14 protein-coding genes are annotated in these 21,983 nt (G+C 55.9%); 10 read left to right on the forward strand and 4 right to left on the reverse strand.

The features are described 5' to 3' along the window. Together PHACT_RS00005 and PHACT_RS16285 are read right to left on the reverse strand one after the other, a co-directional pair. Positions 1-950 (reverse strand): hypothetical protein (locus PHACT_RS00005; protein WP_139141390.1); only part of this gene is annotated, 950 nt, incomplete at its 3' end. Between the two features lie 247 nt (positions 951-1,197). Then, a complete protein-coding gene (locus tag PHACT_RS16285; RefSeq protein WP_070115361.1) occupies positions 1,198-2,334 on the reverse strand; it encodes a hypothetical protein in 1,137 nt (378 codons plus the stop codon). Positions 2,335-2,585: 251 nt separating this feature from the next. Between PHACT_RS16285 and smc the strand changes: the two genes are divergently transcribed. The 3 genes from smc to ligA all read left to right on the forward strand — a co-directional run bounded on the left by smc (position 2,586) and on the right by ligA (position 10,985). Beyond that, positions 2,586-6,149 carry a chromosome segregation protein SMC gene (gene smc, locus PHACT_RS00015; protein ID WP_070115362.1) on the forward strand — a complete coding sequence of 1,188 codons (3,564 nt, stop codon included), beginning with the start codon at positions 2,586-2,588 and terminating at the stop codon, positions 6,147-6,149. Positions 6,150-6,386: 237 nt separating this feature from the next. Beyond that, positions 6,387-8,813 carry a cell division protein ZipA gene (zipA, locus tag PHACT_RS00020; RefSeq protein WP_070115363.1) on the forward strand — a complete coding sequence of 809 codons (2,427 nt, stop codon included), beginning with the start codon at positions 6,387-6,389 and terminating at the stop codon, positions 8,811-8,813. A 12-nt stretch (positions 8,814-8,825) separates the two neighbouring features. Continuing rightward, the gene (gene ligA, locus PHACT_RS00025; protein WP_317622230.1) at positions 8,826-10,985 is read left to right on the forward strand and encodes an NAD-dependent DNA ligase LigA; all 2,160 of its coding nucleotides are present in this window, start codon (positions 8,826-8,828) and stop codon (positions 10,983-10,985) included. Positions 10,986-10,992: 7 nt separating this feature from the next. Here ligA and PHACT_RS00030 read toward each other — a convergent pair whose 3' ends face one another. After that, entirely contained in the window at positions 10,993-11,703 is a 711-nt protein-coding gene (locus PHACT_RS00030; protein ID WP_070115365.1) for a transposase, read from the reverse strand. 140 nt (positions 11,704-11,843) lie between these two features. Continuing rightward, the gene (locus tag PHACT_RS00035; protein WP_070115366.1) at positions 11,844-12,452 is read right to left on the reverse strand and encodes a transglycosylase SLT domain-containing protein; all 609 of its coding nucleotides are present in this window, start codon (positions 12,450-12,452) and stop codon (positions 11,844-11,846) included. A 112-nt stretch (positions 12,453-12,564) separates the two neighbouring features. Between PHACT_RS00035 and PHACT_RS00040 the strand changes: the two genes are divergently transcribed. The 7 genes from PHACT_RS00040 to gmd all read left to right on the forward strand — a co-directional run bounded on the left by PHACT_RS00040 (position 12,565) and on the right by gmd (position 21,931). Then, positions 12,565-14,562, forward strand: a complete 1,998-nt coding sequence (locus tag PHACT_RS00040) for an acyltransferase family protein (protein ID WP_070115367.1) — start codon at positions 12,565-12,567, stop codon at positions 14,560-14,562. 132 nt (positions 14,563-14,694) lie between these two features. Next, positions 14,695-15,021, forward strand: coding sequence for a MarR family EPS-associated transcriptional regulator (locus PHACT_RS00045; protein WP_070115368.1), 327 nt, complete (start codon positions 14,695-14,697; stop codon positions 15,019-15,021). Then, complete coding sequence (gene rfaH, locus PHACT_RS00050; RefSeq protein ID WP_070115369.1) at positions 15,018-15,548, forward strand: transcription/translation regulatory transformer protein RfaH; 531 nt, start codon at positions 15,018-15,020, stop codon at positions 15,546-15,548. The genes PHACT_RS00045 and rfaH overlap by 4 nt, the downstream gene beginning before the upstream one ends. A gap of 215 nt (positions 15,549-15,763) precedes the next feature. Further along, positions 15,764-18,865 carry an SLBB domain-containing protein gene (locus tag PHACT_RS00055; protein WP_070115370.1) on the forward strand — a complete coding sequence of 1,034 codons (3,102 nt, stop codon included), beginning with the start codon at positions 15,764-15,766 and terminating at the stop codon, positions 18,863-18,865. After that, positions 18,865-19,851: a Wzz/FepE/Etk N-terminal domain-containing protein gene (locus PHACT_RS00060; RefSeq protein ID WP_070115371.1), complete on the forward strand. Its 987-nt coding sequence runs from the start codon at positions 18,865-18,867 to the stop codon at positions 19,849-19,851. The genes PHACT_RS00055 and PHACT_RS00060 overlap by 1 nt, the downstream gene beginning before the upstream one ends. Positions 19,852-19,856: 5 nt before the next feature. After that, entirely contained in the window at positions 19,857-20,849 is a 993-nt protein-coding gene (fcl, locus tag PHACT_RS00065; RefSeq protein WP_083264207.1) for a GDP-L-fucose synthase, read from the forward strand. Next, complete coding sequence (gene gmd / locus PHACT_RS00070; RefSeq protein ID WP_070115373.1) at positions 20,846-21,931, forward strand: GDP-mannose 4,6-dehydratase; 1,086 nt, start codon at positions 20,846-20,848, stop codon at positions 21,929-21,931. Before fcl ends, gmd begins: the two co-directional genes overlap by 4 nt. Positions 21,932-21,983: the final 52 nt, after the last annotated feature.

Below are 21,983 nucleotides of genomic sequence, written 5' to 3' on the forward strand. Positions count from 1 at the left end.
GTTTCCAGTGAGCTGGCCGCCGTGTTCAGTGCGCTTTGTGCTTCTTCGGCCGTACCATTGACGATGGCGTTATTGGCTGCAGCGGCAGTGGTGCCGGTGCTTTCAACCGTTTCTGTGGCCACCTGGCCCGGAGGCGCGTCACCGCCACCGGCGCCGCTGCCGGCTGCTGCGGTAGTGAAGCGGCCATTGACGCGGTAGGAGCCTGCGCCAAAGTTTGCTTCCAGCTGATTGCCGTTCAGGTCAAAGACCGTATTGGGTGGCGTCGCTGCGGTGAACGAAGTAAAGGCACCGGTATCAATACCAAAGCGTGCTTTGGGTGCGCCAGTGGTTTCTTCAATAACGATGCTGTAATCGTACGTGTTGCCGCCGGTATTGAACTCACCCAGAATGTTGGTGAACAGTGAATCAGGCAGCAGGCCGTTGACCAGGTTGGAACCACTGAAGCTGATGCCGCCGCCGCTGATGGCGTAGGGGCCATTGGCATTGGTGTTGTTAAGTGTGGTGGTTGCGTTCAGTGAGCCGGCCCGTGCCAGCACGGTCAGGTTCTGAACCGGAATATCGCCAGTAACCGTGGTGCCGTTGACCGTCAAATTCAGTGTCGCAATGTAGGCCTCCAGGCGACGGTTAGTGCCGACCTCGGAGATGGAAACACCGACTTTAAAGGTATGCGTTTTGTTGGTCGCGCCGACTGAATTGCCCAGGGTGAAGGCAAAGTTGGGAATACCAAAGTTATCAGTCAACGGGATGTTGTTAATCGTGCCGACTGTGCCCGTTGCGTCTACCTGCGCCGAGGTGGAATACCCCGAGCCGTTACTGAGCGTAAATTGCCCCTGCGTGCCACTCGAGACAATGGTGAAATCATTTGCGTTGGCATAAACGCCAAATCCGGATATAACGCCCGCAATGACCACTTGGCTCAGGCGCGTCTTGTAACGGCTGGTATTTTTCATTAAGGATCCCTCTAAGAGCAGCTTTGTGTATATAAAATAATTAGTGATCAGCGTGTTGCGTCAATATCTTAATCTGGTTTAATCAGATAGGGGGTGTACAGTAACTCAGCCTTCAATGGCCATAGTCAGTACAATCAGTGCGTTAGGTCAAGAGTCTAGCACCGAAAGCACACACAGTTACAGTTGTATAGTCAATTTTTTTGCCTGAAAAATCATTATTAATGACAATTTTTGCGAATATGGATTCCTAGCGACGGTTGATCATTTCCGCCAGGGAAAAACGAATACCCAGTTTCAGCTCGGCATACCCGTATAGGGTCTCGGAAAAACTGCCGCTGAGTGGGTTGTTGTAATGGGGCATGATGCCAACAAATTGATTGGCAAACAGCTTGCCGCCGAGGCCCAGGTGTACCTGCGGTGTCAGCCACCAGTTAACGTTGGCGTAAAAGGCATGATTGACGGTTGCGGTGTTGCCCAGATCGGTACCACGGAGGAAGGACGGGATCAGGCTACTGTCGCTGCTGTTGATATCCTGCCGGCGGGCGTTGATGCGAATGTATTCATAACCGGCCTGCATCGGCAGTCGCGGCAGCACTTGCCAGTTCACGCTGGCCCCCATCAGCAGGTAGTTCTCTTCCAGGTCAAAGGTCTGCAGAAACTGGTCGCGCAGAAACTGCAGGTCAATTTCGGTGCTTGTGCCGGATGATGAGTCCGACTTGCCATAACCGGCCCAGGCACTGACGGCGATATTGGGGGTGATCGGATGCGTCAGAATCAGCCTTGCCCGCCAGCCGTCGTCGCGCAGTCGGTCCATGGCAAAGCGTTGAGGTGGCTCAAAGCGTATGTTTGTATTGGCGCTGAACTGGAAACTTTCCAGGAAACCATCAAAATCATCGCTGACATTCTCCACCTTCATGACTTCAAGCGCAGCGCTGGTCCAGGGTCGGGTCTGGTCAATGGAGGTGCTTTCAAAGAATACCCACTTGGCGCCCCAGTCGGTGCTGCGGGTGTTCAGTCCCTGGCTAAGGTCAAGGATACTGGCACTGACCGGTTCGCGAACTTTCAGGGTCAACTCCTGATCCTGTTGTCGGTAGAACAGTTCCAGGCCGCGACCAACGCCCAGCCTCAGTTCGCCACGCCAGCCGTCAAGGTCGCCACTGTTGTCGATCAACCGACTGTTACCGGCCAGTATCTTGTCGCGGAAATTGAATACGTCAATGCTGTCATCCACCAGCAGCAGGTTGCCGCTGAGCTCCAGTTCGCCGGCCCCCAGACTGTAGGCACTGGTGTGGCCGTTACCAATCCAGCCAAACGGCTGCTGCGCCTGAGCGGGGATCGCTGAAACAGCGGCAGCAGCAAGCACGAACACAGACAACAAACGCATGACAATCTCCCTGTTGGTAAGCGGCAAAAGCCTACCACGGCTAAAGGGGACGGAGGCAATACTTTTTCCTGATGGGACGCGCTTATGGGGACGGAGGATATACTTTTTGAAAAAAGTATATCCTCCGTCCCCATAAGCGTATCGTTCCGTCTCCATAAGCGGCATAAGCGGGTGTACGCTACCGGCAAAAATCAGCTACACTTCCGTCCTTTGGCAGAACATCAAACAATGGATCGTTGGCAGACCCCTAAATGCGTTTAAAAAGTATCAAACTGGCTGGCTTTAAATCCTTTGTGGATCCCACAACGGTCAATTTCCCCAGCAATCTGGCAGCGGTCGTCGGCCCCAATGGTTGCGGTAAATCCAACATCATCGATGCCGTGCGCTGGGTCATGGGCGAAAGCTCTGCCAAAAACCTGCGCGGCGAGAACATGACCGACGTTATTTTTAACGGCTCGGGCAATCGCAAACCGGTGGGTCAGGCCAGCATCGAACTGGTCTTCGATAACAGCGACAACCGCATCAAGGGCGAATACGCCAGCTTCGCGGAAATCTCCATCAAGCGTAAGGTCTCCCGCGACGGCACCAACATGTACATGTTAAACGGCACCAAGTGTCGTCGTCGTGACATTACCGATATTTTTCTGGGCACCGGTCTGGGCCCGCGCAGCTACTCAATCATCGAGCAGGGCATGGTTTCGCGCCTGATCGAGTCCAAGCCCGAAGAGCTGCGCATCTTCATTGAAGAAGCCGCCGGCATCTCCAAATACAAGGAGCGTCGCCGCGACACCGAGAATCGTATCAAGCGCACGCGCGAAAACATGGAGCGTCTCACCGACATCCGCGACGAGCTCACGCGTCAGTTGGCACATCTACATCGTCAGGCGCAGGCGGCGGAAAAATACAAAGAATACAAGGCACAGGAGCGTGATCTTAAAGCACAGTATGACGCTTTGCGATGGCGCGCGCTGGACACCGAAGTGCAGTCCAAGCAGGGCGTGATCAAAGAGCTGGAGCTGCAGATTGAATCCGTGGTCGCCGACCAGCGCGGCCTGGACGCCAGGCACGAAGAATTGCTGCTCAAGCACACGGATCTGAATGATGACCTCAGCGAAGTGCAGGGTCGCTACTACAGCCTGGGTGGCGATATCGCCCGTATTGAGCAGTCGATTGAGCACCACATCGAGCGCATGAAACAGCTGCGCCAGGATCTGGACGAGAACCAGCGCAGCTTTCAGCAGTCACAAAGTGAGGCTCAAGCCGACGTGCAAAAAATGGCGTCGCTGGAAGAAGAACTCACCGTTCTTGAGCCCGAACTGGAACTGGCCGAACACGCGCAGGAAGAGTCCGCCATCAAGCTGGAAGAATCTGAAGAACAGATGCAGCAATGGCAGCAGACCTGGGATGAGTTCAGCCAGCGTTCGGAAGAACCCCGGCAACTGGCCGAGGTTGAGCAGTCACGCATTCAGCAGCTGGAAAAAATTGTCGAGCGTGGGGTAGAGCGGCGCACCCGACTGCGAGAAGAGCGACAGGGCCTGGGCGAAAACCCGGAGCAGGATGCCATCGACGAGTTGTCCGTGCAGATCACCGCCATGGAAGATCAGCTCGACAGCAAGCAAACGCGCAATTCTGAGCTGGCCTCACAGATTGAACAGGAACGCGGCAAAGGCCAGCAACTGGGCAATGAGCTGGATCAGGCACGCAGCGAACTGCAGCGCCAGAAGGGCCAGTTTGCCTCGCTGGATGCGCTGCAGAAGTCAGCGCTGGGGCAGACCGACGACAAACTCAATCGCTGGCTGGCGGACAAGTCCCTGGATCAGGGCACACGCCTGGGCGAACGTATAAAGGTCGCAGCTGGCTGGGAGCCGGCCGTGGAAGCGGTGCTGGGCGATACCCTGCAAGCCGTGTGTGTGGATGCTCTGGATTCAGTGGCCGCAGCTCTGGCGGAATTGCCATCGGGCATGCTGTCGCTGCTGGAAACGGAAAAGAATGGGGACGCGACAAGTATGGGGACGGAGGAGATACTTTCTGAGAAAGTATCTCCTCCGTCCCCATACTTGTCGTCCCGATTAACTCCGCTCAGCGACAAAATTACCGCCGACTTTGATGTCAGCCCATTGCTGCAGGGCATCTATGTCGCCGAATCACTGGAGCAGGCACTGTCTGCGCGCAAAGCACTGACCGGTTCAGACTCTGTGGTCACGGCGCAGGGCCTGTGGCTGGGCCGCAACTGGATACGGGTGCGTAAATCCGTTGATGCCAGCGAAGGGTTGCTGGCCCGTAAAGGCGAAATGAGCCGTCTTGGCGAGCAGATGGAGATTTTGCAGGAACAGGCTGACGAGCTGCTGGAGAACCAGCAGGCCAGCCGCGATGCATTGCGCGATCTGGAAGCCGAACGTGAAAACGTGCAGCGCGAGATTGCCCAGGTCAGCCGTGAATACAGCGAGCTGAAATCCCGCCTCAGCGCCAAGATCATGAAGGAAGAACAGACCACCCAGCGCCGCCAGCGCCTGCAGCATGAGCTGGAAGAGCTGGAGAAGCAGCTGGAAGTGGAGCAGGAGAACATTGCCCGCTCGCGGGAAAATCTGCAGAACGCGCTGGACGCTATGGAGCAGGACATTGAGCGTCGCGAAACCCTGATGCAACAGCGCGACTCGCTGCGTGGCAGTCTCGATCAGATTCGTCAGCAGGCCCGTCACGACAAGGATCACAGCCACCAATTGAGTGTGCGTGAACAGTTGTTGCGCTCGCAGATCAACTCGCTGCGCGAAACCATGTCGCGCATGAACACTCAGGTACAGCGCGCCAAAGAACGTATCGAGTCCATCGAGAATCAGCTCAACGAGTCTGACATGCCTCTGGAAGGCAAGCGCACTGAACTGGAGACCCTGCTGCAGAACCGGCTGGAAGTGGAAGACAAAATGAATGCAGCGAAAAAGGCTGCCGACGAAAATGAACACCAGTTGCGCGCGCTGGAGCAGGAGCGGGCCGGTTTCGAACGCAAGGCAGGCGGGCTGCGTGAGCAGCTAATGGAAAATCGCCTGAAAACCGAAGGTGATCTGGTCAAGCGTGAAGCCCTGTCCGAGCAGCTGAAAGAGGCGCGCTACGATCTGGACACGGTGCTGGGCAATCTGCCTGACGACCTGACTCAGCAGAGCTGCGAAGATGAGCTGGAAGCCATCGGTAATCGTGTGCAGCGTCTTGGCGCCATCAACCTGGCGGCGATTGAAGAATACGAGCAGCAGTCCGAGCGCAAAGTGTATCTGGATGCCCAGAACGATGATCTGGACCGGGCGCTGGCCACTCTGGAAAACGCCATCCGCAAGATCGACCGGGAAACCCGTACCCGTTTCAAAGAGACCTTCGACAAGATCAATGCCGGCCTGCAGGAGCTGTTCCCCAAAGTCTTTGGCGGTGGTCATGCCTACCTGGACATGACTGGCGAAGACCTGCTCGACACCGGTGTTGCCATCATGGCGCGGCCTCCGGGCAAGCGCAACAGCACCATCCACTTGCTGTCAGGCGGCGAGAAGGCAATGACCGCGATCGCGCTGGTGTTCTCCATCTTCCGGCTCAACCCGTCACCGTTCTGTATGCTGGACGAGGTTGACGCGCCGCTTGATGATGCCAACGTAGGGCGTTATGGTCGACTGGTAAAAGAAATGTCCGACACCGTGCAGTTTGTGTTCATCACGCACAACAAACTCACCATGGAGATCGCCAATCAATTGCTGGGTGTCACCATGCATGAGCCGGGCGTCTCCCGTATTGTGGCAGTAGATATAGAAGAGGCCGCCGAACTGGCGGCGATGTGACCGCCAGGGATGGCGGAAATGCCGGTTTTGCAGGAGCAAAAACCGGCGAGACCGCCAGGGCCAGGAATTGCTCCTGCATTCCTGGCATTACCGCCTTCCATGGCGGGCAGATGGCGGAAATGCCGGTTTTGCAGGGAAGTATGGGGACGGAGGGAATACTTTTTGATCAGTGCTCAAAAAGTATTCCCTCCGTCCCCATACTTCGCCAACTATTAACTTGTTAGGAAACAGTAAACAATGGGTTTACGGGAACTGCTGATTCTTATACTGATTCTGGCTATCGTGGTCGTGGTACTGCGAGGCCTGTATGTGGCATTGCGTTCCCGTCGCGGGCAGATAAAGATCGCGCTGGAAAAGAATATTCCCGAATACGACCTGGACGAGCTGGAAATGCGCGAATTGCCCAACGGCGGCGCGCGTATGGTCGGCCGCTCCTTCGCCGAAGTGCAGCGTCAGAATTCCGCGCATGCGGCCAAAGCCAATGCAACCGCCAGCGGCAAACCGTCTACGCTGCGCCCCGGCGCCCGGGGCCTGAAAACCAATCTGTCCCGATCCGCCAGTCGCACAGCCCCGACAGCCGCGGCGGTGCAAAGCATCCCGGAGGCTGAAGAGACCGAGCATCACGACGATCCTCTGTTGATAGATGAAGGTCTCAATGCACAACAGGGCGTAACGCCTCAGCCCCGGCATGAAGATAACGACGATCCGGCCAGCTACGAACGTGAGCTGGTCGAAGATGAAACCCTCTTGTTTGACGAAGAACCCCTGGTCAACGTCGGCGACGGAAATTTTGACGAAGAAATGTTGTCAGAACCCGAAGAGATGGAAAAGACTTTAGCGACGGAAGAGCCCTCCGCGTATAAGGAGCCCTCAGCAGAGGAAGAGCCCTCAGCGAAGGAAGAGCCTTTAGCGAAGGAAGAGCCTTTAGCGGATAAAGAGCCCTCAGCGGATGAAGAGCCTTCAGCGGAAGAAGAGCCAGCCGACGCTGAAGAGACCTCTGAAGCGGTATTCAGTTTTGTCGCCGTCAAGGACATCGATGACACCGACGCTTTCGAAGAGCAGGATGAACTCGACACCCAAGACGAGCGCAATGACGGCTATCAACCCGATGCCATGGACGACGACGTCTATAACACCGATGTGGACGATGACAGCACAGATGGTGATGACGACAGCGCTTATGACAGTCCGAATGAAGGCCTGTATGACAGCCCGCACGATTCATTAGCCGATGTCAGTGTCGTCGACCGCCGTCCACGCAATGACGACGAACTGGACGACGTGCTGGACGAACTGCTGCAAAAATCCGTGGCACCGGAAACGCCAGCGCCGACCGTGCGGCAGGCCGGCGAATTGCCTGAGCCAGTGCTGACCTGGGACATGATGGCACAGGAGCCAGAATCCGAGCTCAAACCTGAACCAGAACCAGAACCAGAGCCAGTCCATTATGGCAATGATGATCCGCTGTTCGACTACACCGCCGGCGAAGACGAAACTGATGAACAAGACCGCACTCGGGATGAGGACCTGGATGAAAGCCCTGATGCTGATTCGGATGACAGCCCAGGCAACATAGAAACAACCCAAAACCCGAACACTGATTCGCAGTCCGACCCGCATTCGGTCGAGGATGATATGCCAGATTTTGATGATGAAACTATAGCCGATCCGAATCCACAGCCGGATGAACAGGATTCCTTTGCCGCACGCGGCAATGATGAGATAGACGTGCTGTTTGATGACGACGATCGCGAGCGCCGCATCGCCGCCCTGGAAGAGCAACAGGAGACCGCTTCCAAACGATTCATGTCCTGGGCCGGTGGTGCCTTCAGCCGGCTGGGAAGCAGCAAAACCCAGGCCGGTAGTAAAGAGGCCGTTGCTAAAACAGAAGTAGAGCCGGTCGCCGATGATGAGGCCGAACGAAACCGAAAAGCAGACAAGAAAGCCCGCAAGAAGCTGGCCAAGGCCGAAAAACGGCAGGCACGCGAACAGGCCGAGCAAAATGCGGCAGCACCCGTTGATGATGTCGAGGACTACTTTGACGACGATGATGGTGTGTCTGCGGTGCGTGAGCAGGAGAGACCTGGCGCTGCCGAAGGCAATACCAGCGCGCCACTCACTCAGAGTCAGCTTGATCTGGGCGACGCCAACAGCGATGAAGACGCCTACTATAACGAAGAAGAGCAGGGCGAAGGCCACGAACAGGAACCGCCGGGTTACAGTGAGGTGTTGGTGATCAATGTGATGGCGCGCCCGGGCACTGAAATGCACGGCGACGACCTGTTGCCAGTGTTGATGAGCAGTGGCCTGAAGTTTGGCGAGATGTCGATTTTTCATTACCATACAGACAAGGTCGGCGGCCGTAGAAACGGGCCAGTCATGTTCAGCGTTGCCAATGCGCTGAACCCGGGCACTTTTGATCTTAACCGGATCAGTGAATTTGCTACGCTGGGTGTCTGTTTCTTCATGACCCTGCCCAATGTGGTCAATAACATGGTGGCCTTTGAGCAGATGCTGGCAACCGCTCGCAAAGTACAAGGGGCGCTGGACGCAGAGCTGAAAGATGACAATCGCTCTGTGATGACGGCGCAGACGGTGGAACATTATCGCCAGCGTATCCGTGACTTCGAGTTACAGGAATTAAAAAACGCCCGCTCACGCTAAGCGCCCACCATCATGGCTGACATCCCTCAACAACCGGTGACGCAGGACCCCGCGATGAAAAAGAAGGTCATCGACGAAATGGCCAGCCTGCGTCGTCAGATCAACCACCACAATTCCCTCTACCACCAGTTCAGCGCGCCGGCGATACCGGACGTCGACTACGACAAACTGTTTGATCGTCTGGTCGAACTGGAAACCGCCTATCCGGATTTACTGACACCTGACTCCCCAACGCAGCGAGTTGGCGACAAACCTTTGTCCGGTTTCGCTCAGGTGAAGCATGACGTGCCGATGATGTCCCTGGCCAAGGTGTTTAATGACACCGATCTGGCAGATTTTGAGGCTCGCATTCTAAAGCGCCTGGAGATTGAGGACGAAGACGCCGCCCCGCCGGTTTACAGTTGTGAACCCAAGATCGACGGTGTGGCGGTCAGTCTGCTGTATGAACAGGGTCTTCTTGTGCGTGCGGCCACTCGCGGTGATGGCGTCACTGGTGAAGACATTACCCACAACGTTCGCACCATCGGCAGCATTCCGCTCCGGCTGGCGACAGATGAGACTCCAGATCGCCTGGAAGTGCGCGGCGAAATCTACATGACCCGGTCCGGCTTCGCCGCCATGAACACCGCCGCCGAAAACAGCGAAGATGGCCGAACCTTTGTTAATCCCCGCAACGCCGCTTCCGGTGCCCTGCGTCAACTGGATCCGCGCATCGCCGCCACCCGTCCACTGCGCTTTTTCACTTACTCTGCAGTTATCGGCGCAGTTATGGAGACGGAAAAGAATGGGGACGGAGGAGATACTTCCGCGGGCGAAAGTATCTCCTCCGTCCCCATTCTTTCCATTCCTGTCAGCCACAGCGGCATCCTGGAATTGCTCGGCCGTTGGGGCCTGCCCTTGAACCCCGAGCGCGCGGTAGTGTCCGGTTATCAGGCCTGCCTGGAATACGCCAGTCAGTTGCTGGGCAAACGCGACAAACTGGATTATGAAATTGACGGGGCAGTTATCAAGGTCGACGACCTACGCCTGCAAAACGAACTGGGCAGCAATGCGCGCACCCCGCGCTGGGCAATGGCTTACAAGTTTCCGGCGGAAGAGGCGTCGACTGTCGTGCGCGATGTCGAGTTCCAGGTCGGCCGCACCGGCACAATAACACCCGTGGCGCGGCTGGAGCCGGTGTTTGTCGGCGGGGTCACCGTCAGCAATGCCACTCTGCACAACATGGACGAGATTGAGCGGCTCGGGCTGCACATTGGTGATCGCGTCATTCTGCGCCGCGCCGGCGACGTCATTCCCAAGATCGTGTCAGTCATAGCAGGGGACGAAAACCAGCAGTCCGACTCTGTTGCTATAACCATGCTGCAAAACTGCCCGGCCTGTGACTCACCCGTGGAGAAAGACGGAGAGGTACTGTATCGCTGCACCGGTGGTCTTATCTGCCCGGCGCAGCGCAAAGAGTCATTGCGGCATTTCTGCTCACGCACCGCGCTGGATATTGAAGGCCTGGGTGAAAAACTGGTGGAGCAACTGGTAGATGCCGACATGGTCAGCACCGTGGCGGATGTGTTCACGTTAACCAAAGATGAATTGCTTAGCCTGGAGCGGATGGGTGACAAGTCAGCTGATAACCTGCTGACGGCGATTGAGAAAGCCAAAACCACCAGTTTGCCACGCCTGTTATATGGGCTTGGCATTCGCGAAGTTGGTGAGGCGACGGCGCTATCGCTGGCCACGCATTTCGGCAGTCTGGAGCAACTGATGGCGGCCGATACTGAGGCGCTGGTGCAGGTGTCTGATGTTGGTCCAATAATGGCAGAACACATCGCACACTTTTTTGCCAATCAGGAGAATGACAAGGTTATTGCCCAACTGCGCGAGCGCGGCGTGCAGTGGCCAGAGCATGAGGCGCAGACGGTCTCCGACGAGCTGGCCGGCGAAACCTGGGTGCTTACCGGCACGCTGGAAACCATGACCCGTGATGAAGCGCGCACCGCGCTGCAGGCACTGGGCGCCAAAGTGTCAGGCAGTGTATCGAAAAAAACCAGCGTAGTCGTAGCCGGACCCGGCGCCGGCTCCAAGCTCGACAAAGCCAATGAGCTGGGCGTCAAAGTCATCGATGAGCAGGGCCTCATCGACCTGCTAAAGAATGGGGACGGAGTGAATACTTTTTGATCATTGACTAAAAAATATTCACTCCGTCCCCATACTTTGTCTTGCGTGGTTGGCCGGGTCGCAGTCGACCAATTATTAGGCCATATTTTTTCTTTAGTACTTTCTTGTACCGGTTGTCGGCCACGGGCTGACAACAATGTGCAGCGCTGCGAATCAATGTCAATTGATGCTTACTGACAGGTTTATTAAATAGGCGGAGGTAAGCTTCACGCCGTGCCACAGCAGATTCACCCAGCGCGAGAAACTCTGTATGGGGTTGCATCCATCCGTCAGCACCGAGCGCATTTTCCTTGAAGCTCGACCACCTGTAGTGCTCGGGGTCTGTCACGATTGAGGCGCGCACTGGATTGAGTTCTATGTAGCGCTGGCAGGTCAGGAAATACCGCTGGGTCTGCACCAGACTGGCGCGATGACGTCCCTCCCACAGCGTGCCGGTGCGGTTATATTTTTGATTGATGTAGCGGGCATAATTGCTGCCAACAATACGGGTAACCCAGGAGACACCGTCATCGCGATACGGTGTCAGAAGAAAATGCACATGATTGCTCATCAAACAATACGCATGGACATGCACATCATAGATGCTGGCATTAATCCGCCACTGTTTGAGGTAAAAGGAATAGTCAGCATCTTGCAGAAAACAGCGCTGACGATTATTGCCGCGTTGAACAATGTGATATGGCATTCCCGCCACGTAGTGACGCGCACGTCTGGGCATAGCAAACTCCTTTTGCTAAGTGCATTTCTTCAAAGAGTATAGACAATGCGGCGCCGGTTTTTATGGGGACGGAGTGAATATTTTTTGATCATTGGCTAAAAAGTATTCACTCCGTCCCCATAAAACCGTCCCCATAAAAGCTACCAGCCCAGCACCCGGCGGATCCAGCTTTTGCTCAACTCGTTGCGGCACACAGCGTACTGTTGCTGGTAACGATTGGCGTGCTGCTGCACGCGCTCGGCGACCGGCATCAGCCAGGCTTTGTCGCGGTAGCTACCACGATTAAAGCCGGTATGGCCTTCGTGATAGGCAAGATATAGATTGCGGGCATCATCGCGCTGGATCTGGTTGCGGCGGTAACTGTGTTGGTTGTACCAACCGACAAAGTCCACTGCGTCACCAAAATTGCTGCGCCGAGCCAGCATATTGCCGGTTTCGCGCCGGTACTCATCCCAGGTCGTGTTTAGCGCCTGCGCATAACCACGCGCCGTTGAGGGGCGGGTCCACGGAATAAAACCCAGCAGGCGAGTGCGCTGCGGCCGGGCCCGCGCGTGAAAGCCCGACTCCTGATTGATGAAGGCCATGGTGACCGGCACCGGCACCCCCCAGCGTTCCTCAGTGCGCTCGGCGGCCCGATACCAGGACCGACGCTCCTCAAACATGTCGCAGACATTGCCAGGATTGGCCGGCCGCGTGCTCAGGCAGGCGGTGAGGGAAATCAACAATGCGGATGTCAGAAACAGTCTCATGCAGGTAGTATAACAACCCTTAAACATATGTTTATGGGGACGGAGGGAATACTTTTTGATCAGTGGTCAAAAAGTATTCCCTCCGTCCCCATTCTTGGCATCAGGGGCAGGGATGGCACCTTCAGCAGACACAGGTTTCAGATACGACATAAATGCGCTGCGCGCGCTGGCAGTGCTGCTGGTGCTGCTGTTTCACTTCCGGGTGCCCGGATTCAGCGGCGGCTTTATTGGCGTTGATGTGTTTTTTGTCATTTCTGGCTACCTGATGGCGGCGGTCATCGTCACCCGCCTGCAGGCGCAAACATTCGGGCTGGGGCGCTTTTATCTGGCCCGTGCCAAACGGATTGTGCCAGCAATGGCCGCGCTCATCTGCACATTGCTGGTGATTGGCTGGTGGTCGCTGCCGCAAAGCGATTACCGCGAACTGGCCTCCAACAGTGTCTACGCCCTGAGTTTTATCGCCAATATCCGCTTCCAGCGCGACGCCGGTTATTTTGCTCCGGCGTCCCACGACAACTGGCTGCTGCATACCTGGTCGCTGGCTGTGGAAGCACAGTTTTATCTGCTATTGCCGCTACTCATCCTGCTGGTCTGGCGATTCAGGCCCGGCCAACGCCCTCTGCTTTTGGTTATTGCCACCGCGCTGCTGATTTCCCTGGCGCGTTCAGCCTGGCTGGCATACAACAGCCCCGACAGCGCCTTCTTTCTGTTACAGAGCCGTGCCTGGCAACTTCTATCCGGCGCCGCCGTGTTTCTTTGCAGTCAGTACCGGTTTGTCAGCATCGCGCAACGATATCCGCGTCGAGTCAGCGCTCTGGGTCTGGTACTGATTCTGGGAACAGCCGTGACGGTGGATGCCGCCACAGTCTGGCCAGGACTCTTTGCCATCGCCCCAGTCGTCGGCACTGCGCTGATCCTGATGATTGCCCGACAATCGGCCTGGATGCAGCTTGCCCCACTGCATTATCTGGGGCTCAGCTCGTACTCCATTTATTTGTGGCACTGGCCCGTATTTGTCGCGCTGGCCTTCATCGGCATGGCCAATAATGTATTCGCCATCATCGTTGGTATGGCCGTTGCGATCGGACTCGGACTGTTCTCCTGGCGCCTGATTGAAAACCCCACGCGCAGCAGCACTAGACCAGGTCTGGTGCTTGCATTGATCATGCTGGGTACACTGACACCGGCGATATTGATCTATCAGCAACAGGGAATTCCCGGCCGACTGGCACCTGATGTGGAGATCGCCGCGGCCGAGGCGCAGAACTATGACAGCAGGCGAGGGCAGTGCCTGGCTCGCAACGGTTTCGATTTCCCCTGGTGTCAGTATGGCGGCGACGACATTCGGGCCATTGTGATCGGTGACAGCCACGCCGGCGCCATCTTCACTGCCGTTGCTCGCGCGGCGCAACTTGCAACCTCAGCAACTGATGTTGCGAACCCAAATGCCGGCGTCCGGGCCAGCGGATACAACAGCTGCGCAACCTTGCAGGACGGCAACAGCGTCAACAATACCGATGGCTGCCGCGCCTTTAATCAATTCCTGCGCGATCAAATGCAGACGTTGCCTGCTAGCATTCCCGTGATCATCGTCAACCGCAGCAGCGTCTACCCGCTGGGCAGCGCAGTAGCAGAGAACAGCGATTTCCGGCGACCACTGGTTTATTACCAACGGCCCCAGTCCCGACCCAGTGCACAGCTGACGGAACAATACAGCCAGGATCTAATTGCCACCGCCTGCCACTTTGCCGAGCAGAGGCCGGTCTATCTGCTGCGACCGATCCCGGAAATGCAGGTGGATGTACCACGCACCATGGCCCGCCGTCAGTTGCTCAATCGCCCCAGTGAGGTCAGTATCAGCCGTGCCGATTACCAGGAACGCCACGCCGCCGTCTGGCGAGCGCAGGATGTTGCCGTGCAGCAATGCGGCGTGCAGGTGTTGGACCCCACGCCCGCTCTGTGTGACAGCGAGCGCTGCTATGGCAGTGAAAACGGCCGGCCGCTGTATTACGACGAAGACCATCTGTCAGAATTCGGCAACAAGAAGCTGGTGCCTGTGTTTATGGGGATTTTGGGGGACGGTTATGGGGACGGAGGGAATACTTTTTGATCAATAGCGCAGAGACTGATCAAAAAGTATTCCCTCCGTCCCCATTCTCTATTGCCACCGGGGACCATGCGTTTTAGACTGTTCAGCAAATGAACGCTCTGTAATTGCAACTCAGCCGGCAGAATAAAAACAATGCTGACAGACGACGCCAGGTACCGGATCCTCAAAGCACTGCAGGCAAAGCCTGATATCAGTCAGCGCGAGCTGGCCCGTGAACTCGGCGTCAGTCTGGGCAAAGTCAACTATTGCCTGCAGGCGCTGATCGAAAAAGGCATGATCAAGGCGAAAAACTTCGGTAAAAGCAGCCAGAAGCAGCGCTACCTGTATGTGCTGACTCCCTCGGGCATGGAAGACAAAGCACGCACCACCTCCCAGTTCCTGAAGCGGAAAATCGCCGAGTACGACGCGTTGAAACTGGAAATAGAAGAAATACAAAAAGAGCTGGAGTCAACGGAATGAACCACAGCAATGCCGAGCAACACCTGCAAAAACAGAACAGCAAAGCCTGGTACCTGCTGCAATGCAAAGCCCGGCAGCAAAACCGCGCGCAAATGCACCTGGCCAACCAGGGTTTTGAGTTCTACGCCCCCGTGCACCGCGTCAAACGTGTACGCCGCGGCCAATATCAGACCAGCATTGAAGCCCTGTTCCCCGGTTATCTCTTTATCCAGCTGGACGACGACAGCGACTGGCGCGCACTGCATGCCACACGGGGTATCAGCCGGCTGGTCAGCTTCAACGGCCGTCCCCATCAGGTAACTCAGGATCTGATCGACGCGCTCCAAAACCGCTTTGTGCAGCAAATCGAGCCCGAAGCCCTGTACAAACCCGGACAACGCGTGGTCGTCACCGACGGCTGCTTCAAACACATTGAAGCCATCGTCAAGGCAGTGACATCCGACGACCGCATCATTGTGTTAATGAACATCCTGCACAGCCAGCAATCCGTGGCGATACCCGCCACCGCGCTGGCCCGGACAGGCTAGAGCGCGATTTATGGGGACGGAGGAGATACTTTTTGATCAAAAAGTATCTCCTCCGTCCCCATAAATCGCCATATATAGTCCACCAAGATGCCGCAGAAATGCACGGGTAGGGCGGTAGCGTGTCCGACCCCACATTTTCGGGCCAAATGGCGGGACAAATGGCTGAAAACTATGCAAAATAGACCCCTTTATAAAACACCAGAAAAAGCCACACTATGACTGATTACAAACATGGCCGTCTGGCCCGGTGGATACTACTGGCCCTGCTGACAGGTCTCGCGACACTAAGCGCCTCCACAGCCCTGGCACAGGGCGTCACGCTGACCCCGCAGCAAATCCAGCAGCTGCAAAACCTGTCCGAAGAAGAGCGCCGGCAGTTGATCGAACAACAGATGGGCAGTGGCAGCGTCAATCAGCAGCCCATCGACAATCCTCAGGTGGTGATGCCCAGAGATGCCAATGAAGGGCGCCCTCAGGTTAACCAGGGCCAGAATGCCCAGCGCTCCATGCAGTACCAACGTCAGCAACAAACGAGCCCGCAGCAAAATCAGCAGCCAGACCAGACTCAGCAATACCAGGGCCAGCAAAACCAGTATCAACAGAACCAGCAAGGCCAGTACCAACAAAATCAGTACCAACAAAATCAGGACCAGCAAAACCAGCAGCAAAACCAGATCTGGCAGAATCAGCGCCCCAATCAAGCGCAGCAAAATCCCAGCCAACAGGAATCCGAACTGCTGCTGGTCAACCCCTGGCCCCAGTTCCAGCAGCAGCCACGCGACCCATTACGAATCGAACAGCAGCGTCAGCGCTTTGAACAGCCACTGGAACCTTTTGGTTACGATCTGTTCGCCGGTACCCCGACCACCTTCGCACCAGCCACCAATATCCCCGTGCCCAGCACCTATATCGTCGGCCCCGGTGACACCGTCATCATGCAGCTGTACGGCCAGCGCAACGTCACCCACGAACTGGTGGTCAGCCGCGAAGGCCAGCTCATGTTCCCCGAAGTCGGCCCCGTTAATGTCAGCGGGCTCAGTTTCGAAGACATGCGCGCGCAACTGCAGAACATCGTCGCCAACCAGCTGATCGGACAAAATGCTTCCATCACTATGGGTCCACTGCGCTCCATCAACGTGTTTGTGCTTGGCGAAGCCTGGCGCCCCGGCTCCTACACCGTCAGCTCACTGAGCACCATGACCAATGCCCTGTTCGTCAGTGGCGGCGTCACCACCGTTGGCTCGCTGAGAAACATCCGCCTGATGCGCAGCGGCAACCTGGTCACCGAACTCGATCTGTACGACCTGCTGCTGCGCGGTGACACCAGTGGCGATGCCCGCCTGCAACCAGGTGATGTCATCTTTATTCCTCCGGTCGGCCGTACTGTCGGCATTGCCGGCGAAGTGCGCCGTCCGGCCATCTACGAACTCAAGGATGAAACCAGCGCCGCTGATATTCTGGCGCTGTCCGGTGGCCTCACGCCGACCGCATTCCCCGCCGCCTCCCGTATCGAACGCATCAATGAGCGCGGCGAACGCACGCTGATCGACGTCAATCTCAGCAATACCAACAATACGCCGCCACTGGCCGACGGTGACGTCATCCAGATCCACTCGGTCATGGATCAACTGGAAAGTGTGGTGCTGCTGGAAGGCCACGTGCAACGCCCCGGTGGTTTCCAGTGGCGTCAAGGTCTCCGGGTCAGTGATGTACTGCCCAGCGTTGGTGCCATGTTGCCCAATCCGGATCTGGAGTACGCGCTGATCGCGCGCGAAGTGCAGCCCACCCGTCGTATCGAACTGATCTACGTCAACCTGGGCGCCGCCATCAATAACCCCGGCTCTGCCGATGATCTGGTGCTGCAACCTCGCGACCAGCTGCATACTTTTGGTGCCAGCCAGAACCGCCAGGTGCAATTGCGCACGTTGCTGGACCGGCTGTACGAGCAGGCCAGTTTCGAGAATCCGCCACTGGTGGTCGAGGTCAGCGGTAACGTCCGTTTCCCCGGTGAATATCCGCTGGTACGGAACATGACCCTGGGCGCCGCCATCCGCTTTGCCGGCGGCCTGCAGGCCAACAGTGAACTGGAACACGTGCTGCTGGAGCGCCGCATTGACCAGCGTGGCAACATCACTGTTGAGCGCCATGGCCTGAACCCGCAAACCCTGAGCACCGAACAGTCAGTGACGCTACGCGAACTGGACGAGATCATCGTGTTGAACGCCAATGAGCCACGTGAAGAGCTGCTGGAAGACACGCTGGAACAACTGCGCACCCAGGCCACTACCGGACAACCGACACAGGTTGTCAGCGTCAATGGCCAGGTGCGCTTCCCCGGTGACTATCCGCTGACTCAAAACCTGACCGTGGATGCCCTGATTGACATGGCCGGCGGCCTGAATGAAAGCGCTGATGCGTCCACTGCCGAGATCACCCGCTTTGATGCCGACCCGGCCATTGGACGTGAAATCGCCCACGTGGAACTCGATCTGCAAACACCCGGACTGATAGGGCGCGGGTTTCAGTTATCACCCTTTGATCAGCTGGTCATTCGCCAGATGCCCAATTGGACAGAATACGAAACTGTGTATATCGGCGGCGAAGTGAACTCGCCCGGTACCTATTCCATCACCAAAAACGACACCATCAGTACGTTGCTGCAACGCGCCGGTGGCCTGACCAGCTACGCCGATCCGCGAGCCGCCATCTTCCTGCGCGAAGAGCTGCGTGAGAATGAGCAGCGCCTGCTGGAAGAGTTCCGTGACCAGTTGGAGCGTGACGTGGTCACCCGTCGCCTGCAGGCCGACGGCGAGAACGGCGCCACCGGCAACCTCGAAGTACTGGATTTGCTGGAACGTGTCAGCAACGTTACCGCCACCGGCCGATTGGTCATCAGTCTGCCGGACATACTGGCCGGGCAGGCGGGGTCCGCAGAAGACCCCATCCTGCGCAATGGCGACGAACTGTTGATCCCCCGCACCCAACAGGAAGTTACCGTTATCGGCGAAGTTCACCGACCCACTTCGCACCTGTTCGATCGCAGCATGTCGGTGGCTGACTATATCGGCAGCAGTGGTGGTTACACACAGGAGGCCGACCGAGGTAGTGTGTACATCATAAAAGCCAGTGGTGAAGTGGTTTCCTACGGCGGCGCCCGCTGGTTCTTCCAGGAGCGTTCGCAGATCAATCCTGGTGACAGCATTATTGTGCCATTTGACACCTATCGGCCGAATTACTTACAAACCTGGACCAGCATTTCCCAGATTCTGTTTAATATCTCTACGACGTTGTTGGCGGTTGAAAGGGTGGGTAACTGATGGACAATCAGGACAACACAACCGGCACACACCAGCAAGCAACAAGCGCTTCCCCGCAATCCTATTCGTCCCAAACCTATCCGCAGTTTGAAGAAGATGAAATAGACCTGCGCGAGCTGTTCGGCATCGTGTGGGCAGAGAAGTGGCTGATCATCGGCGTGACTGCAATTTTTGCCATTGGCTCGGTCATTTATGCGCTGATGCAGACGGATATCTATCGGGCTGAAGCGGTGCTGGCGCCAGCGGATAGCGAACAGAATATGAGCGGGCTGGCGTCGCAATTGGGTGGGGCGGCCGCATTGCTGGGTGTCAACGTTGGCGGTACTGCCGGTGACGATATCAGCACCGCTATCGCCACGTTGCGATCGCGGCAGTTCATCGGACGCTTTATCGAAGAAAATGATCTGCTGGTGCCGCTGTTTGCCGGCCGTTGGGATAAAACGACCGGTGAAAGCGTGATTGATGAAGAAGTTTATAATCCAACAACTCAGACCTGGACGGCTGGAGGACCACCGTCCGATCAGGAAGCGTATCGGGCGTTTACCGGTATGCTGTCTATCGGTGGACCTGACCGTACTACCGGCATCGTGACCATTGCCATGAACTGGCATAACCCGGTTGAAGCGGCGGAATGGGTCAATGAACTGGTCGCTGCCATCAATACGCATGTTAGAACCCAGGATGTCAGCGAAGCCAACCGTGCTATCGCGTACCTGCGTGCGCAACTGGAGCAAACGCAACTGGTTGATATGCAGCGCGTGTTTTATCAGCTGATTGAGTCACAAACACGCGTAACGATGTTGGCGGATGTGCGTGATGAATATGTGTTTCAGGTCATCGATCCGGCGATGGTTCCCGATCAAAAGGCTGCACCGAGTCGCTCAAATATTGTCATGGTCGGAATCATGATTGGCGGTTTACTGGCCCTTACTTTGGTTTACCTCCGGCGAAAATTCATGACTTTACAAAACAAACCTGCAAGTTAACATCTGTGGCTCAACATAGCTCAAATCAAAAAATCTATGTGGCAGGCCATCGCGGTATGGTGGGGTCGGCAATTGTTCGTGCGCTGCAATCGCAAAGCCAGAACGCTGTGGTTAAACGCACCCACGCAGAGCTTGATCTCACGAACCAGCAGCAAGTCATGGAGTTTTTCCAGACTGAACGGCCCGATCAAGTGTACCTGGCCGCGGCAAAGGTCGGCGGCATACACGCCAATAATACCTACCCAGCCGACTTTATTTATCAGAACCTGATGATTGAAGCCAATGTCATTCATGCCGCTTTCGTTCATGGTGTGAAAAAATTACTGTTTCTGGGCTCAAGTTGCATCTATCCCAGACTTGCAGAGCAGCCCATGCATGAGGAATCGCTATTGACGGGGCGTTTGGAACCGACGAACGAGCCGTACGCAATTGCCAAGATCGCCGGCATCAAATTATGCGAAAGCTACAATAGACAATATGGCGACAGCCATGGTGTTGACTACCGCAGTGTTATGCCAACCAATCTGTATGGTCCCGGAGACAACTACCATCCGGAGAATTCCCATGTCATTCCCGCATTGATTCGCCGGTTTCACGAAGCAAAGGTGAACGATGCGGCATCGGTAACTATCTGGGGCAGCGGTACACCCAAACGCGAATTTTTATACGTCGATGATATGGCGGCGGCCAGTGTGCATGTTATGCAACTGCCCAAAACCACCTATGATCAGTTTACGCAGCCAATGCTTAGCCATATCAATGTTGGCTGCGGCGACGATGTGTCTATCGCTGCGCTGGCAAGATCGATAGGTGAAGTGGTGGGCTACAGAGGACGTATCGAATTTGATACCAGTAAGCCCAACGGCGCGCCGCGAAAGCTGATGGACAGTACTCGTCTGAATACACTGGGTTGGCAAGCCAGCGTAGGCCTGGCTGAGGGTCTGGCTGAGGCATATCACGACTTTTTATCTTCCAATAAAGCTAGCAACAGTTTATGACTCAGAAAACCGCTCTTATTACCGGCATTACTGGCCAGGACGGAAGTTACCTTGCAGAGTTTCTGCTTGAGAAAAACTATATTGTACATGGCATTAAACGCCGGGCCAGCTCATTTAATACACAACGTGTTGATCATGTTTATCAGGATCCGCATGTGGACAATGCCCGTTTCAAACTCCACTACGGGGACCTGTCCGACACCAGCAATCTGATCCGCATTATCCAGGAAACCCAGCCTGACGAAATTTATAATCTGGCTGCGCAAAGCCATGTAGCCGTAAGTTTTGAAAGCCCGGAATACACCGCTGACGTCGATGGCTTGGGTACATTGCGACTTCTGGAAGCCATTCGTATTCTAGGCATGGAGAAAAAGACACGGTTCTACCAGGCGTCAACCTCGGAACTATATGGCCTGGTTCAGGAAACACCGCAGCGTGAGACCACACCTTTTTATCCACGTAGCCCTTACGCGGTCGCCAAGCTCTATGCCTACTGGATTACCGTGAACTATCGTGAAGCGTATGGTATGTATGCCTGCAACGGTATTCTTTTTAATCACGAAAGTCCGCGCCGTGGTGAAACCTTTGTAACCCGAAAAATTACCCGAGGCCTGGCCAATATCAGTCAGGGGTTGGAGCAAAGCCTTTATATGGGCAACCTGGATGCCTTAAGAGATTGGGGGCATGCCAAGGATTATGTGCGCATGCAATGGATGATGCTTCAGCAAGAGCAAGCAGAAGACTTCGTCATCGCGACCGGCGTGCAATACAGCGTAAGGCAGTTCATAGAAAAGACCGCCGTTGCGCTTGGTATGGACATTAGCTGGCAAGGTTCAGGCCTGGATGAAGTTGGATACTGGAATGGTAACGCTATCATACGTATAGATCCGCGCTACTTCAGGCCTACGGAAGTGGAGTCTTTAGTGGGGGATGCCAGCAGGGCCGAGGGCAAACTTGGTTGGGTGCCAGAAATTTCACTAGATGAAATGATTGCCGAAATGGCAGCTCATGACCTGGCAGAAGCCAAGAAGCAAGCTCTGTTGCGGACCAATGGTTATTCAGTGTCAGTGACACAGGAGTGAACTCATGAACGAGTGCGTGATAAACCCTTGCTGCGGATACAGGATTCTGTTC

Source organism: Pseudohongiella acticola, from assembly GCF_001758195.1.
In the GTDB taxonomy this organism is placed as follows: domain Bacteria; phylum Pseudomonadota; class Gammaproteobacteria; order Pseudomonadales; family Pseudohongiellaceae; genus Pseudohongiella; species Pseudohongiella acticola.